Origin of the sequence: Jeongeupia chitinilytica, assembly GCF_014652315.1 — a bacterium.
Classification (GTDB): Bacteria; Pseudomonadota; Gammaproteobacteria; order Burkholderiales; family Chitinibacteraceae; genus Jeongeupia; species Jeongeupia chitinilytica.
Genome location: NZ_BMYO01000004.1, coordinates 165,923 through 183,578, shown reverse-complemented (window position 1 = coordinate 183,578; position 17,656 = coordinate 165,923). Strand labels below are relative to the sequence as shown.

Annotated in this window: 13 protein-coding genes; 11 read left to right on the top strand and 2 right to left on the bottom strand. The window is 65.4% G+C overall.

Annotation, left to right across the window (positions count from 1 at the left end):
- Nucleotides 1–27: 27 nt before the first annotated feature.
- Nucleotides 28–645: a c-type cytochrome gene (locus IE097_RS08725; RefSeq protein ID WP_189459893.1), complete on the bottom strand. Its 618-nt coding sequence runs from the start codon at nt 643–645 to the stop codon at nt 28–30.
- A gap of 101 nt (nt 646–746) precedes the next feature.
- On the opposite strand from IE097_RS08725, the gene yihA reads away from it, so the two are divergent.
- From yihA to IE097_RS08670, 11 genes are all read left to right on the top strand, one after another.
- Nucleotides 747–1,397 carry a ribosome biogenesis GTP-binding protein YihA/YsxC gene (yihA, locus tag IE097_RS08720; RefSeq protein ID WP_189459892.1) on the top strand — a complete coding sequence of 217 codons (651 nt, stop codon included), beginning with the start codon at nt 747–749 and terminating at the stop codon, nt 1,395–1,397.
- A 360-nt stretch (nt 1,398–1,757) separates the two neighbouring features.
- Entirely contained in the window at nt 1,758–2,141 is a 384-nt protein-coding gene (locus IE097_RS08715; protein WP_189459891.1) for a response regulator, read from the top strand.
- A gap of 46 nt (nt 2,142–2,187) precedes the next feature.
- The gene (locus tag IE097_RS08710) at nt 2,188–2,550 is read left to right on the top strand and encodes a response regulator transcription factor (protein ID WP_189459890.1); all 363 of its coding nucleotides are present in this window, start codon (nt 2,188–2,190) and stop codon (nt 2,548–2,550) included.
- Between the two features lie 12 nt (nt 2,551–2,562).
- Nucleotides 2,563–3,066 carry a chemotaxis protein CheW gene (locus IE097_RS08705; RefSeq protein ID WP_189459889.1) on the top strand — a complete coding sequence of 168 codons (504 nt, stop codon included), beginning with the start codon at nt 2,563–2,565 and terminating at the stop codon, nt 3,064–3,066.
- Between the two features lie 36 nt (nt 3,067–3,102).
- Entirely contained in the window at nt 3,103–5,271 is a 2,169-nt protein-coding gene (locus IE097_RS08700) for a methyl-accepting chemotaxis protein (RefSeq protein ID WP_189459888.1), read from the top strand.
- 77 nt (nt 5,272–5,348) lie between these two features.
- A complete protein-coding gene (locus tag IE097_RS08695; protein ID WP_189459887.1) occupies nt 5,349–11,012 on the top strand; it encodes a hybrid sensor histidine kinase/response regulator in 5,664 nt (1,887 codons plus the stop codon).
- Nucleotides 11,013–11,243: 231 nt separating this feature from the next.
- Nucleotides 11,244–12,518: a tyrosine--tRNA ligase gene (gene tyrS / locus IE097_RS08690; RefSeq protein ID WP_189459886.1), complete on the top strand. Its 1,275-nt coding sequence runs from the start codon at nt 11,244–11,246 to the stop codon at nt 12,516–12,518.
- 205 nt (nt 12,519–12,723) lie between these two features.
- Complete coding sequence (pdxY, locus tag IE097_RS08685) at nt 12,724–13,581, top strand: pyridoxal kinase PdxY (RefSeq protein WP_189459885.1); 858 nt, start codon at nt 12,724–12,726, stop codon at nt 13,579–13,581.
- Nucleotides 13,582–13,665: 84 nt separating this feature from the next.
- A complete protein-coding gene (locus IE097_RS08680) occupies nt 13,666–14,190 on the top strand; it encodes a hemerythrin domain-containing protein (protein WP_229797501.1) in 525 nt (174 codons plus the stop codon).
- Nucleotides 14,191–14,192: 2 nt separating this feature from the next.
- Complete coding sequence (locus IE097_RS08675) at nt 14,193–15,377, top strand: NnrS family protein (RefSeq protein WP_189459884.1); 1,185 nt, start codon at nt 14,193–14,195, stop codon at nt 15,375–15,377.
- A gap of 191 nt (nt 15,378–15,568) precedes the next feature.
- Nucleotides 15,569–16,945: a NarK family nitrate/nitrite MFS transporter gene (locus IE097_RS08670; RefSeq protein ID WP_189459883.1), complete on the top strand. Its 1,377-nt coding sequence runs from the start codon at nt 15,569–15,571 to the stop codon at nt 16,943–16,945.
- Between the two features lie 48 nt (nt 16,946–16,993).
- Here IE097_RS08670 and IE097_RS08665 read toward each other — a convergent pair whose 3' ends face one another.
- Nucleotides 16,994–17,491 carry an NAD(P)H-dependent oxidoreductase gene (locus tag IE097_RS08665; RefSeq protein WP_189459882.1) on the bottom strand — a complete coding sequence of 166 codons (498 nt, stop codon included), beginning with the start codon at nt 17,489–17,491 and terminating at the stop codon, nt 16,994–16,996.
- Between the last annotated feature and the right edge of the window lie 165 nt (nt 17,492–17,656).

The window sequence follows — 17,656 nt, the reverse complement described above, 5'->3', positions numbered from 1 at the left end:
GCCGGTAAAGGTTCACCGGCTGCGCACTCAGTTCAGTGCCTGCATGTACTGGGCGACGGCCTTGATCTCGTCGTCGCTCATCTTCTTGGCAACCTGGGTCATCACGCTGTTGTTCTTGCGCTCGCCGGAACGGAAGGCCTTCAGCTGGGCCTCGATGTAGGCGCCATGCTGGCTCGAGACCCGCGGGTACTGAACCGGAATGCCCGAGCCGGCCGGGCCGTGGCAGGCCATACAGGCCGGCAGCCCGGTCTGGGCGACGCCGCCGCGATAGATCTTCTTGCCGGCTTCGATCTGGGTCTTGTCCGACGCGCCGAGCGCCTTCGGCTGCTGGCTGGCATAGTAGGCGGCGACATTGCGCATGTCGGCGTCGGTCAGCGTCGCGGTCATGCCGAGCATCACCGGGTTGTTGCGCTTGCCGGTCTTGAACTCGGTCAACTGTTTGTACAAATACTGCTCGTGCTGGCCGGCCAGGCGCGGGTAGGTCGACGCCACGCTGTTGCCGTCGACACCGTGACAGGCGGCACAGACCGTTTCGGCCTTCTGTTTGCCCGCGGCGATATCGACCTTGGGTTGATCTGCATAGGCAGCCGGTGTGGCCAACCACAATGCTGCTGCAACGAATGCTGCGACAGGCGCGCTGCGCATAGCTCTGCTCCCTCAAGCGATAGCGGTCCCCGGCTCTTGGCGCCGGTTTGAAACCAAATCCTGCTATTCTATAACAAGACTTTTTACCAAACAAAATACCTATGTCGCTGTTCCGCGGTTTGCAGTTCCTCACCACCGTCAACGATCTGTCCGCGCTGCCCCAGGAGGGGCTCGAAGTCGCGTTCGCCGGCCGATCCAATGCCGGTAAATCCAGCGCGATCAACACGCTGGCCAATCATACCCGGCTGGCCTTTGTCTCCAAGACCCCGGGCCGTACCCAGCACATCAATTATTTCGATTTCGGCAACGAAAGGCGTCTGGTCGACCTGCCCGGCTACGGTTATGCCGAGGTGCCGGCCAATGTCCGGGCCCACTGGGAAAAGCTGCTTGGCCACTACCTGGTCAACCGGGACAACCTGATCGGCTTGGTGCTGATCATGGATGCGCGCCGGCCGCTGACCGAGCGCGACCGGCGCATGCTCGACTGGTTCCTGCCGACCGGCAAGCCGGTGCATTGCTTGCTGACCAAGTCGGACAAGCTGAGCAACCAGGAGAAAATCAAGACGCTGCGAACGGTCGAGGCCGAGTTCAAGGGCGACCCGCGCGTCACCGTCCAGCTGTTCTCCAGCTTGAAGAAGCAGGGGGTGGAGCAGGTCGAACAGATTGTCGGTACGTGGTTTGCCGCGGCGCAGCAGGATGTGGCGGCCGGGGATGACCATGCCGGTGGCATTGGATCGACGGACGGCGTCTGAATCGCCTTGCGCTTTAGGGTTACCTTTCTATCTTGAAAGCTAGGTGCGCCCCTGCACCTCCCGCTTTTCCTCCCTGAGCGGGTGCCCCGGCTTCGCGCCGGGGCGTATGTATACCCCGGTCATTCTCCCCTTGGGCCGGGGTTTCTTTTTTGCTGCTGCGCCGGCGGGGGCGTCCGCCGCAGTCTCCCCGCAAAATCAGGGTTGTCTGATTTAAACGTCGGCTTTCCGGCTTTTTCCGGCCGGGCTTGGTGCATGCAAAACTCCGCCGGTATGATCGTGCGTACGAAATTCCGTGCGCGTCGTTCGCCGGAGCGAATAAAAAGGGTCGCCGCGCACGCGCGGCCCGCAGGGAGGAGCACCATGTCGGAACTCGCCGGGGTCAAGGTGATGGTGATTGATGACAGCAACACCATCCGCCGCAGTGCCGAAATCTTTCTCGGCCAGGCCGGGTGCGAAGTCATCCTCGCCGAAGACGGGTTCGATGCGCTGGCCAAGATCAGCGATCACCAGCCGCAGCTGATTTTCGTCGACGTGATGATGCCCCGCCTCGACGGTTACCAGACCTGCTCGCTGATCAAGAAGAATCCGCGCTACAAGGCCACGCCGGTGATCATGCTGTCGAGCAAGGACGGCCTGTTCGACCGTGCACGCGGCCGCATGGTTGGCTCCGACGAGTACCTGACCAAACCGTTTACCAAGGACAGCCTGCTGGCCGCCGTCGGCGAGCACGTGCAGCAGCGCTGATTTCCTCCTTTCCCTTATCCGTCATACAAAAGCGAACCCCAACGCCATGGCCATCAAAAAAATCCTGATCGTCGACGACTCGCCGACCGAACGCCATTTTCTCGGTGAACTGCTGACCAAAAACGGTTTCACCATCGTGACCGCCGAATCGGGCGAAGACGCGGTGGCGCGGGTCAAGGAACTGATGCCCGACCTGATCCTGATGGACGTGGTCATGCCCGGCATGAACGGCTTTCAGGCCACGCGCACGATTACCCGCGACGCCGAGACCAGCCACATTCCGGTGATCATGTGCACGTCGAAGAACCAGGAAACCGACAAGGTCTGGGGCAAGCGTCAGGGCGCGGCCGAGTACGTGGTCAAGCCGGTCGATCCGCAAGAACTGCTCGGCAAGATCGCCGCGCTGTAAACGGAGTCGGTCATGGCCAAGCGGATCAGCCTGCGCGAGTATCAGGAAGGGGTGGTAGCCCGGCTCAAGAGCGCCGCGGCGACCGCCCAGGTCAACACCCGTCTGGGGATCCGCATCGGCCAGGACAACTGGCTGGTCGATCTCGCCGACGTTGCAGAGGTCATGCCGGTACCGCCGGTATCGCCGCTGCCGCTGTCACAGCCCTGGTTCAAGGGCGTCGCCAACATGCGCGGCAATCTGGTCAGCGTGTCCGACCTGTCGGCCTTTTTCGGCGGCGCGGCGCTGATCGCTTCGCCGCTGGCCCGCCTCGTGCTGCTACACCCCAAACACATCCTGCATTCGGCAGTGCTGGTCGAGCGCATGCTCGGCCTCAAGCATCTGTCTGACCTGAGTGTGGACGACACGTCGCATCCGCGTGCGTCCACCGTTTACCGAGATGCCGCCGGACAGCGCTGGCTCGCGCTTGACGTGGCTGCCCTCGCCAGCGATCCCGGCTTCCTGCAGGCCGGGCAATAACAGATAACGATCGGAATACGGGAAGAGACGCGCATCATGGCCTTGAAACTGGATCGCCTGAAAAACCTGTTTGGCAAGAAGACCGGGGCGCAGGCCGGCAAGGGATACGAGTCGCTGAAAACGACGTGGATCCTCGAAAAAATCCGTCTGCCCGACGTTGACGAGGCGCGCGTGCTCAAGCCGGTGCCGCTGGTCGGCCACCTGCCAAGCCGGCAGCAAATGGCGATCTTCCTGCTGGCGCTGATCGGTTCGGTCGGCCTGTTCGCGATCGTCGCCTTCCTGTCGTTCCAGTCGTCGAGCCGCGACGCGGAACGCCGTTCGGTTGCGACCGAAATGCAGATGCTGTCGCAGCGGATCGCCCGGGCATCGACCCAGGCGGTTCAGGGCAACGCCGATGCGTTTACGGTGCTGGCCGATTCGTACAAGAAATTCGGTGACAACCTCGATACGCTCAAGCGGGGAGGCGCGTTCTTCGGCCTGTTCGGCGCGGGCCCGAGCGACCTGCTCGACAGCATCGACAAGACCTGGGTGGCGACCTACGCACCGGGCCAGAGCCATCCGAGCGTCGATACCATCCTCAAGCAGAAGGGCGCGCTGATCTCCGTCGGCAAGAGCGTCAACGGCATCAATACCAACGACGCCAAACTGCTCGAACTGACGCAGCAGTTCACGTCGATGCTGGGCGAAACCGGTGGCAACATCCGCGAGCTCGACTACGCGAACCAGCTGTCGATGCTGAGCCAGCGGATGGCCAAGAACGCCAATGCGATGCTGGCCGGCGAGCTGATCAATCCGGAGGTGGTGTTCCTGCTCGGCAAGGACGTGTCGACGTTCTCGGACATCCTCAAGGGTTTCAATGACGGCAGCGACGAGCTGCAGATTCGCGCGGTTTCGAGCTCGGCGCTCGTCGACAAGCTCGGCGAAATCCGTGCGCTGTTCCACGACTTCGAGATCGTCGTGAGCGCATTCTCGAAGAACATGCAGCCGCTGGTGAATACCCGTCTGGCCAACCAGGCGATCGTCCGCGATTCGGAACCGCTGCTGAAGGACACCGTTGCACTGGCCGACGCGTATGAAAACAAGGTCGGCGGCGTGCTGACCTCGGTGCTGGAACTGGCCCTGATCGGCGTGGCGCTGCTGTCGCTGTACCTGCTGGTCCGCGTATTCAACCAGGAAGCCGTTCGCCGCCGTGTCGCATCGGAAGGCGAGAACAAGCGGAACCAGGAGGCGATTCTGCGGCTGCTGAACGAAATGGCCGACCTCGCCGACGGTGACCTGACAGTCCGTGCATCGGTGACCGAAGACCTGACCGGCGCGATCGCCGACTCGGTCAACTACACGATCGAAGAGCTGCGGGCGCTGATTACCGAGATCAACCGCGCTACCGAGCAGGTTACCAGCGCGACCAACGATGCGCAGGGCGTGACCAGCGGACTGCTGGCCGCGGCCGAGCGCCAGTCGAATGAAATTGCCGATACCACCGGCACCGTCGAACAGATGGTCCGCTCGATCCAGGGCGTGTCGGGCAACGCCGCCGAATCGGCCGACGTGGCGCAGGCTTCGCTGCTTGCGGCGGAAAAGGGCTCGGATGCGGTACAGAACCAGATCAAGGGCATGAACGAAATCCGCGAGCAGATCCAGGAAACCGCGAAGCGGATCAAGCGGCTGGGTGAGAGTTCGCAGGAGATCGGTGAAATCGTTGAACTGATTTCGGACATTACCGAACAGACCAACGTGCTGGCGCTGAATGCGGCGATCCAGGCTGCAGCCGCAGGTGAAGCAGGCCGCGGTTTCTCGGTCGTGGCCGAGGAAGTCCAGCGACTTGCGGAACGTTCGGCCGAAGCAACCAAGCAGATCGGTGCGATCGTGAAGACCATTCAGACCGACACGCATGACGCCGTGGCGGCCATGGAAGTGTCGACGCAGGGCGTGGTCGAAGGCGCCAAGCTGTCCGACGCCGCCGGTGCCGCGCTGTCGGAAATCCGCCGAGTGACCGGCGAACTGGCCCGACTGATCGAGTCGATCGCACACGAGACCGAAGACCAGACCGGTCTGGCGGCGCGCGTGAACGCCTCGATGCGCGACATTCTTGCCATCACCGAACAGACCTCCACCGGTACGCAGCAATCGGCGCAAATCGTCGGCCAGCTGTCCGGCCTTGCGCAGGACCTGAAGGACTCCGTATCCGGCTTCAAGCTCGCCTGATCGCCCCTGCCTGACACGGGGGCCGGTCGGCCCCCGCCCCTGCCCGATTCGCCGGGCCAAGACGAAGAGAACCCGCCATGAGCGTTCATACCGAATTTGACCGCGGCTCGCTGGTCTGGGTGAAGAGCGAAATCGACCAGACGCTGTCGCGCGCGGCCGACGCTCTCAGCCAGTTCCGCTCCGAGCCCGACGCGGCGCTGCTCAAGCATGCCCAAACCCACCTGCACCAGTGTTTCGGCGCGCTGCAGATGGTCGAACTCGACGGGCTGGCCCGTTTTTGCGAAGAAATCGAACAGCTGATTGCCAAAGTCGCTGCGGGTGAAGCCGGAGACGACGCGTTGCCGCTGGCCCAGTCGGCGATCCAGGAAGCCGTGCGCTTCCTCGAGCGCCTTGCCGCTGGCGCTGCCAACGTACCGCTATATCTGGCTCCGCGGTTTGCCGAACTCGCGGCGGTACGCGGCGGGGCAGCGGGCGGCGTCGACCTGTTTTACCCACGGCTGGGCGAACTGGCCCTGCCGGACGGTCTGCCGCAGCGCAGCCTTGCGGTTGCCGAGCGTGATGCCTTCGTGCGGCAGCAGCGCAGCCGTTACGAATCGGGCTTGCTGCGCTGGATTCGGGGCGATGCTGCCGCGACATCGCAAATGGGCCGCGCCCTTGCCGAACTCGCCGGTGTACAACCCGGCGGTCTGGCGCGGGTGTTCTGGTGGAGTGCCGCAGCGGTGACCGAGTCGTTGCCGGCGGGTAGCGATGTCGACGTCAAGCAGCTGCTGATGCGGCTGAACCTGCAGCTCCGGCGACTGGCCGACGGCTCGACCAAGGTTGCCGAGCGGCTGTTCCGCGACCTGCTGTATGTGCTGGCCGTCGCGGATGCACCGAGTCCGCTGGCCCGGCGCCTGCAACAGGCCTTCGAGCTTGGCGCGCTGCTGCCGGACGACAATGCCGGGCTCTCGCCGGAGGGCGAAGCCCTGATCGGGCTGGCCGGTTCGCTGCGCGACGAGCTCGGCACGGCGCGCGAAATCTGGTCGCGTACCGCCGCCGGGCAGCAGGAGCGCCTGCCGGCGCTGCAGGCCGAACTGACACGACTGGCGGCGGCGAGCGTACCGCTGCAGATCGACGGGCTGGCCACGCTGTGGGACGCCATGCTCGCCGCGTGCCGGCACTATGCGCAAGCCGGCGTGATCGAGGCCGATGCGCTGGAAATGGCGACGGCGCTGCTGCTGGTCGACAATGCGCTGGCCAACTATCCGCGTCAGGCCGGCGACTTTGCCGAGCAGGTTGCGGCCATGGTAGCGCGACTGGCCGAGCCGGGCCGCGACGGCGAAGTGCCGCATCTGGACACCATCAGCCAGCAGGCGCAGGAACGCCTGTTGCGTGCACAGCTGGCGCAGGAAATGCGCAGCAATCTTCGCCATGTCGAGGAAGTGCTCGACGCCTATTTCCGTGCCCCGCAGCAGCACGATGGCCTGGCGGCGCTTGAGCCAAGCCTGCGCCAGACGCTGGGCGCGCTGGCGATGCTCGAATGCGACAAGGCGGTCCGGCTGCTCGAAGTGTGTCGTCAGCGCATCGGCGATTACGCACTCGGTGAACACGTTCCGGAACCGCAGGCCCTCGAAGAGCTGGCCGAGGCGTTCTCCAGTCTTGGTTTCTATATCGATGCGATCGAAGCAGGCCGCCCGGATCCGGACCGGCTGATCGCCGCGTCGCTGGCCCGACTTTGTGGCGATGTACCGCTGGAGGAGGCGCCGGTCGAGCAGGTGCTCGAGGTCGAACTGCCGCTGGTCGCCGCTGCCGCCGCGCCGGCGTCCGAGCCGGCCGAAGTCCGCTCGCTGCCGCAGACCGACGATGCGATCGACGCCGAGTTGCTCGACGTCTACCTCGAAGAGGCTGTCGAAGTTCTCGCGACGATTGCCGGCCAGCTCGAACGCTGCCGCGCCTTCCCGGGCGACCGTGATGCGATGACGGTGATCCGCCGTGGTTTCCACACGCTCAAGGGCAGCGGGCGCATGGTCGGGCTGACGAATCTGGGCGACGTTGCCTGGGCCGTCGAACAGGTCATGAACAAGTGGCTGCAGGACGAAGTTCCCGCTTCGCCGGCGTTGCTGGCGCTGGTCGCCGACGCGCATGACGCGTTTGCCGGCTGGGTGCGCGAACTCGGCGAAACCGGCTCCGCGCGTGTCGATGCGGCAGGCCTGATCGCTGCTGCCGACGCATTGCGCCTTGGCGCGGCCGAAGCGGTCGTGCCGGAAGCTGCTGTCGTCGAAATCCAGACCGACGAAACCGACGACGTGCGCATCGGCGACGTTACGGTATCGGCCTCCCTGTTCGCGCTGTTCCGCGACGAGGCACAGCGCTACATGGAAACGCTGAGCGAGGGTCAGGCGACACTGCGTCGTGGCGAGCCGCTGGGCGCCAACGTCGAACTTGCCGCACATACGCTGGGCGGCATCGCTTCGACCGCCGGGCTGCGGCCGATGGGCGAGCTGGCCTACGCGATCGAAAACGCCCTGCAGTCGCTCGATTTGCAGCTGTCGTACCATGCCGATGCGATCGACGGCGCGATCGACTTTCTCGGCGAGATGCTCGCGGCCGTGGTAGCGCTTGCGCCACCTGCCGATCCGGCCACGCCGCTGGCGACGCTTGCCGCGTTGCGCGACGAGCTGCTCACGGTCAACTTCGATTTCGCTCCGCCCGGGGCCGTCGCGGCCGACGAAGCGCTGAACGAGTTGCCGCTGCTCGACGGCGAAGGCGTGACGGTCGAAGCCCCGACCGACGACGAACAGATCGAATTGCTCTTGCTCGACGACGAACCCGCGGTGCCTGTGGTCGATACTGCAGCCGAAGCCGAAGCCGAAGCCGAAGCCGAAGCCGAAGCCGAAGCCGAAGCCGAAGCCGAAGCCGAAGCCGAAGCCGAAGCCGGAGCCGAAGCCGAAGCCGAAGCCGAAGCCATTCTCGTGGCGGCGACACGGGATGGGGGGGACGATGAAATACTTGCGCTGGACGCCGCACCCGCAGACGAAGTGTTGCCTGTCGACGACGGGTTTACGCTCGACCTCGACGGTCTGCTCGATCACGGTATCGCCACCCTGCCCGAGCTGGCTCCGGTCATCGCGGACGACGAACACTTCGAGTTGACGCTGCCGGCATTCGACGACGTTCACGACGTTGCCGCCGGCTCGCCTGTCGAGGCACTGCCGGCGCTTGACGCCAGCGGAACGGCCGTTGCACCGGACGATTCGGTGACATTCGACGTGATCGGTGCTGGCGACGAAATGCCTGAAGTGGCCGCCAGCGCGACATTCGACCCACTGCCTGCTCCTGAAGGTGAAGTACTAGTCGAGGCTGAACCGGAAACGCTTGCGCCGGACGCCGACGACGTCCGGTTCGATGCGGATCTGGCGGTGACGATCGACGCCGAGCTGGCCGAAGAGATCTACAGCGACGGGCTGGCGGTACCGGCCCAAGACGCCGTTGCCGATTCGCCGTTTGCCGCGCTGCTGGCGACGCAACCCGAGCGGCGTGACGAACTTGATATCGGTGTCGTCGACGATATCGACGACCAGTTGCTGCCGATCTTCATCGAGGAGGCCGACGAGCTGTTGCCGCAACTCGAGGCGCGACTGCGCGGCCTGCGGGAGCAACCGGACGACGTCGAAGCCGACGCCGCGCTCAAGCGCGTGCTGCATACGCTCAAGGGCAGTGCGCGGATGTCGGGCGCGATGCGCCTGGGCGAGGCCGCACACCGGATGGAAAGCCGTCTGCTGGCTGCGACCGGCACACCGGGTGTGGCGCTGCTCGACGAGCTTGATACCGACTACGACGCCATCGTGTCGCTGTACGACACGCTGTGCGGTCGCGGACAGCCACAGGCCGTTGCCGAGCAGGCACAGCCGGCCGCCGCGCCGCAATTCCTGCTGGGCGCAACCGAGCCCGACGCAAAGACGACGATCCGGGTGAAGTCCGAACTCGTCGACCAGCTCGTCAACCAGGCCGGCGAAGTGGCGATCGCGCGCTCGCGGATCGAGGCCGAAATGCTGTCGCTGAAGGGCTCGCTGCTGGAACTGACCGAAAACGTCGGCCGGCTGCGCGGCCAGCTGCGCGAACTGGAAATCCAGGCCGAAAGCCAGATGCAGGCCCGCTCGCGCGAAATCGAGGACAGCCACGGCAACTTCGACCCGCTCGAGTTCGACCGCTTTACCCGGCTGCAGGAAGTCACCCGTTTCATCGCCGAAAGCGTCAACGACGTTGCGACGATCCAGCACAGCCTGCTGAAGAACCTCGACGACTCGGCCGGTGCGCTGACCGCGCAGGGCCGGATGACGCGCGAGCTGCAGCAGAGCCTGATGCGCGTGCGCATGGTGCCGTTCGCCAGCGTCTCGGACCGGCTGTACCGGCTGACGCGGCAGACCGGCAAGGAAGTCGGCAAGAAGGTCAACCTCGAACTCAAGGGCGGCCGCGTCGAAATCGACCGCGGCGTGCTCGAGAAAATGATCTCGCCGTTCGAGCACATGCTGCGCAACGCGATCGACCACGGCCTCGAGGACAGCGACGCCCGCCTCGCCGCCGGCAAGTCCGAGTTCGGCGAAGTGCTGGTCGAAGTCCGTCAGGAAGGCAACGAGCTGGTGCTGACGCTGAAGGACGACGGCAAGGGACTCGATTACGGCCGCATCCGCAGCAAGGGCGAAACGCTGGGCTTGGTTACGCCGGGCAGTGATGTCTCGGAAACCACGCTGGCGCAGCTGATTTTCGAACCGGGCTTCTCGACAGCCAGCAACGTGACGCAGCTGTCGGGCCGCGGCATCGGCATGGACGTCGTCAAGAACGAGATCGGCAACCTTGGCGGCAGCATCGAAGTCGCCAGCACGCCGGGTGCGGGGACGACGTTCACGATCCACCTGCCGCTGACGCTGGCGGTGACGCAGGTGCTGCTGGTCAAGGCCGGCGAGCGCCAGTTCGCGATCCCGTCGGTGATGATCGAGCAGGTGCAGGAACTCAAGCAGGCACCGCTGGCCGAGCTGTATGCGGCCCGGGTGCAGCACTGGATGGGCGGAAGTTACCCGTTCGCCTACTTCCCGCGCCTGCTCGGCGATGCCGAAACCGTGCCGGAGCAGAAGCGCTTCTCGACCGTGCTGCTGCTGCGTGCCGGTGCGGCGCGGATGGCACTGCACGTCGACGCGCTGATCAAGAACCAGGAAGTCGTCGTCAAGGCGATCGGCCCGCAGCTGGCGCGGATCCCCGGTGTGGCGGGGGCGACGGTGCTCGGCAACGGCGACATCGTGCCGATCATGAATCCGATCGCACTGCTGGCGCGCGGCGAGGTTGCCGCGGCCGGCGTGCGCGTCGAAGCGGCGCCGGCGCAGCTCGAAACCACGCCGGTGGTGATGGTCGTCGACGATTCGCTCACCGTGCGCAAGATCACTTCGCGCCTGCTGGCGCGCGAAGGCTTCCAGGTCGTGACCGCCAAGGACGGTGTCGACGCACTGCAGCAGCTGCAGGACGTGACCCCGGCGGTGATGCTGGTCGACGTCGAAATGCCGCGCATGGACGGCTTCGAGCTGACGCGCAACGTGCGCAACAACGAAGGCACGCGCAACACGCCGATCGTGATGATCACGTCGCGTACCGCCGACAAGCACAAGAACTACGCGTTCGAACTGGGCGTCAACGTCTTCCTCGGCAAGCCGTATCAGGAAGACGAGCTGCTCGGCCACATTCGTCGGCTGATCGCCACCGCGACGATCTGATTCGCGGTGCGGTCCACACAAAGGGCACGGTTTTCCGTGCCCTTTGTCATTGCGGCGGGCGATCAGGGGCCGATCGGCGCGGATGACCGCAATTTTGCGTGCTTTGTGCACGAAGGCCGCGCACCGACGGTGCGACTGCCTTTATCATTGCGGGTGAATGCGCGCCGGCGTGACCGGCGCGCGCGTCTTTTCCGGCCCGCCAGCGCGCGTGCCGCACGCCAGGAAGAAACGATGTCCACGCAAGCTTTGATCCAGCAACTGCAAGAACGCGGGCTGATTGCCCAGGTGACCGATACCGACGCGCTGGGCGCGCTGCTCGAACAGGGCCCGGTAACGCTGTACTGCGGCTTCGACCCGACCGCCGACAGCCTGCACCTCGGCCATCTGGTACCGGTGCTGGTGCTCAAGCGTTTCCAGCTCGCCGGCCACAAGCCGATCGCCCTTGTCGGCGGCGCCACCGGCATGATCGGTGACCCGAGCTTCAAGGCGACCGAACGCAAGCTCAATACCCCCGACGTGATCGCCGGCTGGGTCGAGAACATCCGCAAGCAGGTCGAACCGTTCCTGTCGTTCGACGGCAGCAATGCCGCGATCATGGCCAACAACCACGACTGGTTCGGCCAGATGAATGTGCTCGATTTCCTGCGCGACATCGGCAAGCACTTCTCGGTCAACGCGATGATCAAGAAGGAATCGGTGCAGCAGCGGATCGACCGCGACGAGAGCGGCATTTCGTTCACCGAGTTCAGCTACAGCCTGCTGCAGGGCTACGACTTCGTCGAGCTGAACAGCCGCCATGGCTGCCGGCTGCAGATCGGTGGCTCTGACCAGTGGGGCAACATCACGGCAGGCATCGACCTGACCCGCCGCCGCAACCAGCAGCAGGTGTTCGGCCTGACGCTGCCGCTGGTGACCAAGTCCGACGGCACCAAGTTCGGCAAGACCGAAGGCGGCGCGGTGTGGCTCGATCCGAAAAAAACGTCGCCGTACAAGTTCTACCAGTTCTGGCTTGGCACCGCCGATGCCGACGTCTACAAGTTCCTGCGCTACTTCACCTTCCTGAGCATGGACGAGATCGCCGCGATCGAAGCGGCCGACAAGGCGCGTGACGGCAAGCCCGAAGCACAACGCATCCTCGCCGAGGCGGCGACCGCGCTGGTGCACGGCGACGACGCGGTGGTCGCGGCCAAGCGGATTTCGCAATCGCTGTTCAGCGACAGCCTGGCGTCGCTGACGCAGGATGACTTCGAGCAGCTGGCGCTCGACGGCATGCCGACGGTGAGCCTGCCGAAAGAGACCGGCCTGATCGACGCCGTCGTTGCCGGCGAGCTGGCCAAATCGAAGAGCGAGGCGCGCACCTTCATCACCAGCGGCGCGGTCGCGATCAACGGCGCCAAGGCGGAGTCGATCGAGCATGCCTTCGCCGATGGCGAGCGCCTGTTCGGCCGCTATACGCTGCTGCGCCGCGGCAAGAAGAACTACAGCCTGATCGTCTGGCAGGACTGAAACCGGCTTATTCGGCGGCTGCGCCTGCGCATTTTGCGCCCGTCCGATGCTCGGAATCCTCATGGACTCGTGTCCATTCCGGTTCCTTTGCTTCGGGCGGACACAAACTGCTTTGGCTCGCTCACCGACTGAACGGGTTTTATCACGAGTTGACGCGAATAAGGCCCGGCTTCCAAGGCCGGGTTTTTGCATTGCGGGAGTCCCCATGAAACACGTCCTGAGCATCCAGTCCCACGTCGTCTACGGCCACGCCGGCAACAGCGCGGCGGTGTTTCCGATGCGCCGGCTGGGGGTCGAGGTCTGGCCGGTCAACACGGTGCAGTTCTCCAACCACACCCAGTACGGCCGCTGGGCCGGACAGCCGCTCGAGCCGTCACAGATCACCGCACTGGTCGACGGCATTGCCGCGATCGGCGAGCTGCAGCGCTGCGACGCGGTGCTGTCGGGCTACCTCGGCGCGCCGGAACAGGCGGCCTACGTGATCGAGGCGGTGCGCAAGGTCAGGGCCGCGAATCCGCAGGCGGTCTACCTGTGTGATCCGGTGATGGGCCATCCGGAGAAGGGCTGCGTCGTTCAGCCCGGCATCCAGCAGTATCTGGTCGAGCACATGCCGGCGGTGGCCGACATCATGGCGCCGAACCATCTCGAGCTCGAGAAGCTCGCCGGTCGCGAGATCGACAGCCTGGCCGACGCGCTTGCCGCCTGCCGCGACCTGATCGCGCGCGGGCCGAAGCTGGTGCTGGTCAAGCACCTCGACTACGCCGGCAAGCCGGCCGACCAGTTCGAGATGCTGGTGGTATCGGCAAATGAAGCGTGGCTCGGCCGCCGGCCGCTGTATCCGTTCGACCGGCAGCCGGTCGGCGTCGGCGACCTGACCTCGGGCGTTTTCCTCGCGCGTACCTTGTCCGGTGACGATGTGAAAACGGCGTTCGAGCACACCCTTGCCGCCGTCGACGCGGTGATGGCGGCGACGCATGCCGCCGGCGAATACGAGTTGCAGCTCGTGGCCGCACAGGACGAGATCGCCCGACCACAGCGCCGTTTCGACGCGATCGCAGTCTGAACAGGCGTGGAGTGAAAATGCCGGCTTGCATGCCGGCATTGTTCGGATATGATTGATGTATTGAAAATGCTTCTTTAGAGAGCCGTGCGCAATCCATTCGCCACCGACGCGGTCGGATTCGATACCCCGATCGCGATGCTGATCGCCTGCCACGACCGGGTCCGGCATTACGCCGGCCTGCTGCCGAAGCTGGCCGGCCATGTCGCGATCCACGGTGCCGATGCCGAAGCGGCACGCGCTGCCGCGTCCATCCTGCGCTACTTCGACGTCGCCGCACCCTTGCACCATCAGGATGAGGACGACGACCTGTTTCCGCGGCTGCGTGAACGTGGCGACGAGGTGCTGCGGGGGCGTGTCGATGCCATTGCCGCCGAGCACGATGTGCTCGGGTTGCAATGGCAGGCCTTGCGCCCTGCACTGCAAGCGCTGGCGGCGGGCAGGGCGGTGGTGCTGGATGCGGATCAGGTGAACGCTTTCGCCCGCGACTACCCGGCGCACGCGGCGCGCGAGGAGCGCGAACTCTATCCGCATGCAACACGGCTGATCGGTGCCGACGAGATGGCCGGGATCGGCCGGACCATGGCCGCGCGCCGCACACACAAGGACTGACGATGAACCGACTCTGGGACGCGCCGCACCGCGCGGCATTCTTCTTCGGCGGCCTCGGTGCCGTACTGGCGCTGGCGTGGTGGGCGGCCGAGATGGTCATGCGCCTGCACGGCGGTTCGACCCACAGCGCGATTCCGGTGATGTGGCTGCACGCCGACCTGATGCTGTTCGGCTTCTTTCCGCTGTTCATGCTCGGCTTCATCTATACCGCCGGGCCCAAATGGCTGAACGTGGCGCCGCCGCCGCTGAACGCGTGGGCGCCGGCAATCCTCGGCTACACCACCGGCACCGTGTTGCAGCTGATCGCACTGCGCTGGCCGGTCGCCTGGTCGCTCGGCGATGCGATGCACTGGATCGCCTGGGTCGGCGCGACGATCCTGTGGATCGGCCGAATCCGCGCCAGCCGTGCGCCGGACAAGAAGCATGCGACTGCGGTGGCGTTCGCTTTCGGCCTCGGCGCGGTAGCGCTGATGACCATGGTCGGCGTGTCGTGGTTCGGCATTGCCGAAGCCTTCCAGCCCGCGGTGACGCTGGGCGTCTGGGGCTTTCTGCTGCCGGTGTTCCTCGCCGTCTGCCACCGGATGGTGCCGTTCTTTTCGGCCAACGTGATTGCGGGCTACACCGCGTGGCGACCGGGCTGGCTGCTCGGCGCCTTTGTCGTGCTGTCGTGGGCGCACGGCGGTTTCGTGCTGATGCAGTTCAACCCGGTCGCGGTCGATATGCTGTTCGCCGGCCTGCTGCTGTACACCAGCTGGCGCTGGCGGCTGTTCGCGTCGTTCAGCAACCGGCTGCTGGCGATGCTTCACGCGTCGTTCGCCTGGGCCGGCGTCGCCATGCTGCTGTTCGTCGTGCAGGACATCGCCGACGCGCTGGGCCGGCCGCTGTTCGCGTTCGCGCCGCTGCATGCGCTGACGATCGGCTTCTTCGCCACCATGCTGCTCGGCTTCGTCACCCGGGTGACGATGGGGCATTCGGGCCGCCCGCTCGCGGCCGGTGCGGTGACGTGGACCGCGTACTGGCTGCTGCATGGGGTTGCACTGGCGCGCGTCGCCAGCGAAGTCTGGCCGCAGGCGCAGTTCGCGCTGCACGCCGCCGCCGGCCTCGGTGCGCTGCTGGCCTTCGTGGTCTGGGCGGCGCAGGCGCTGCCGATCTATCTGAAGGCGCGGGCCGACGGCCAGCCGGGTTGAGCCGCCGGTCTCGAACCTAGTCCGAAAGGACTAGCCGGGCCGGTCCATTCGACAGGCCGGCCCAGAACCGATGGCGAATGGTCCGATTGCAGGGTCAGGTCTACATTGCGTGCAATGGCTCCTTTGCCGGAGCACATGTACTACCGTTCAAAACATGTGGCGCGCCGGCGCCCGCCAACGGGGATAACGCAATGTCCAATGCCTTGATCAAACGCTGGGAGCCCGAGGATCCGGTCTTCTGGCAGGAAACCGGGTCGCGGATCGCCAAGCGCAATCTGTGGATCTCGATTCCGTGCCTGCTGCTCGCATTTTCGTGTTCGATCGTCTGGAGCATCGTGGTGCTGAAGATGCCGCTGGTGGGCTTCTCGTACACCAAGGACCAGCTCTTCCTGCTGACTGCACTGCCGTCGCTGTCGGGCGCCACGCTGCGGATCTTCTACAGCTTCCTGCCGTCCATGATCGGCGGGCGCAAGTGGACGACGATCTCGACCGCCTCCTTGCTGATTCCGGCCATCTGGCTCGGCTATGCGGTGCAGGATCCGACCACGCCGTATCCGGTGATGCTGATCATCGCGCTGCTGACCGGCTTCGGCGGCGGCAACTTCGCCAGCTCGATGGCCAACATCGCCTACTTCTTCCCGAAGTCGCAGAAGGGCTACGCCAACGGCATGAACGCCGGTCTCGGCAACCTCGGCGTGTCGATTGCGCAGTTCGTGATGCCGCTGGCGATCACCGTCGGCATGTTCGGTGCCTTCGGCGGCAACCCGCAGTCGCTGCCCAACGGCGGCGAGATCTGGCTGCAGAACGCCGCCTTCGTCTGGGTGCCCTTCGTCGTCGCCGCGACGCTGGCTGCATGGTTCGGCATGAACGACCTGGCATCGGCCAAGGCCTCGTTCGCCGAGCAGGCGGTGATCTTCAAGCGCAAGCACAACTGGCTGATGTGCTGGCTCTATCTCGGCACCTTCGGCAGCTTCATCGGCTTCTCGGCCGGCTTCATGCTGCTGTCCAAGACCCAGTTCCCCGAAGTCGATCCGACCAGGGTCGCCTTCATCGGCCCCTTGATCGGCGCGCTGATCCGCCCCATCGGCGGCATGGTGTCGGACAAGGTCGGCGGCGCGCGCGTCACGCTCGGCATCTTCGTCGGCATGGTGGTCGCGGTGTTCGGCGTGCTGTCCTTCCTGCCGGGCGCCAGCGGCGCCGGCAGCTTCATGGGCTTCTTCCTGTGCTTCCTCGCGCTGTTCCTGCTGGCCGGGATCGGCAACGGGTCGACGTACCGGATGATCCCGACGATCTTCTCGACACTGGCGATGCGCGAAGCCAAGGGTCGCGATGCCGCGTCGATCAAGGAAGCCGAAGCCGACGGTGCTCGCGAGTCGGCGGCGGCCGGCGGTTTCATCAGCGCGATCGGCGCCTACGGCGGCTTCATCATTCCGCAGACCTTCGGCTTCTCGATGAAGGCGACCGGTGCGGCCGAGGCGGCGCTGTACGTGTTCATCGCCTTCTACGTGTCGTGTGCGGCGATCACCTGGTGGTATTTCGCACGCAAGAACGCCGAAATGCCCTGCTGATCGGTCGACTTCGACAACAGAACCCCGCTTCGGCGGGGTTCTCTCGTTTCAGGGGACGGTGTCGAGCAGTGCGCGGTAACGCTCGGCAAACGGATCGATGACGGCCAGCGGGGCCTCGCCGACGTCGAGCAGCAGCGGCTCGGCCCAGTGCATCCCGCACAGGCGGGCGGTTTCGATCAGTGGCCGCAGCAGCACCGACGGCACCGACTCGCCCCAGCGCGGGCTGGCGTAGCTGGCGACGACCTGCAGGGTCCTGCCGGCCAGCGGCTTCGGCTCGGCCAGTGCCCACGCCGGGTCGAGCACGGCATCGAGCCAGACCTTGAGCGAGGCCGGCGGCGCGAACCAGTACAGCGGGAACTGCAGCACCAGCCGGCTTGCATGCGTGCAGGCTTCGCGCTCCTCGTCGACGTCGAGCGCGCCCTCAGAGATCAGCGTGTCGGCGTGGTGCAGCGAGACGTCGCCGGTTTCGGCGAGCATTTCGGCCAGCCGGGCGTGGACGACCGAGCCGCCGAGGTGGGGGTGGGCGAGGATCACGAGGTTGCGCATCACTTCCTCCGTCTTGCCCCTAGTCACTTCGGACTAGGGGCGCTAAGCCGATTGCGCCGCGCCGGCTGATCGTGCGGCGAATGTTGCGTCTGGCATCAGGCTCGTAAGCTCGGTTCATTCACACGAGCGCCCGCGTGCTCGAGCAGAACCGCAACCGGAGGCAGC

Excerpts from the sequence above, each read along its gene's own strand:
- IE097_RS08670 (WP_189459883.1), top strand. The coding sequence starts at position 15,569 with ATGTCCAATGCCTTGATCAAACGCTGGGAGCCCGAGGATCCGGTCTTC.
- IE097_RS08700 (WP_189459888.1), top strand. The coding sequence starts at position 3,103 with ATGGCCTTGAAACTGGATCGCCTGAAAAACCTGTTTGGCAAGAAGACC.
- IE097_RS08695 (WP_189459887.1), top strand. The coding sequence starts at position 5,349 with ATGAGCGTTCATACCGAATTTGACCGCGGCTCGCTGGTCTGGGTGAAG.
- IE097_RS08710 (WP_189459890.1), top strand. The coding sequence starts at position 2,188 with ATGGCCATCAAAAAAATCCTGATCGTCGACGACTCGCCGACCGAACGC.
- IE097_RS08675 (WP_189459884.1), top strand. The coding sequence starts at position 14,193 with ATGAACCGACTCTGGGACGCGCCGCACCGCGCGGCATTCTTCTTCGGC.
- tyrS (WP_189459886.1), top strand. The coding sequence starts at position 11,244 with ATGTCCACGCAAGCTTTGATCCAGCAACTGCAAGAACGCGGGCTGATT.
- IE097_RS08705 (WP_189459889.1), top strand. The coding sequence starts at position 2,563 with ATGGCCAAGCGGATCAGCCTGCGCGAGTATCAGGAAGGGGTGGTAGCC.
- pdxY (WP_189459885.1), top strand. The coding sequence starts at position 12,724 with ATGAAACACGTCCTGAGCATCCAGTCCCACGTCGTCTACGGCCACGCC.
- IE097_RS08715 (WP_189459891.1), top strand. The coding sequence starts at position 1,758 with ATGTCGGAACTCGCCGGGGTCAAGGTGATGGTGATTGATGACAGCAAC.
- yihA (WP_189459892.1), top strand. The coding sequence starts at position 747 with ATGTCGCTGTTCCGCGGTTTGCAGTTCCTCACCACCGTCAACGATCTG.
- IE097_RS08665 (WP_189459882.1), bottom strand. The coding sequence starts at position 17,491 with ATGCGCAACCTCGTGATCCTCGCCCACCCCCACCTCGGCGGCTCGGTC.
- IE097_RS08725 (WP_189459893.1), bottom strand. The coding sequence starts at position 645 with ATGCGCAGCGCGCCTGTCGCAGCATTCGTTGCAGCAGCATTGTGGTTG.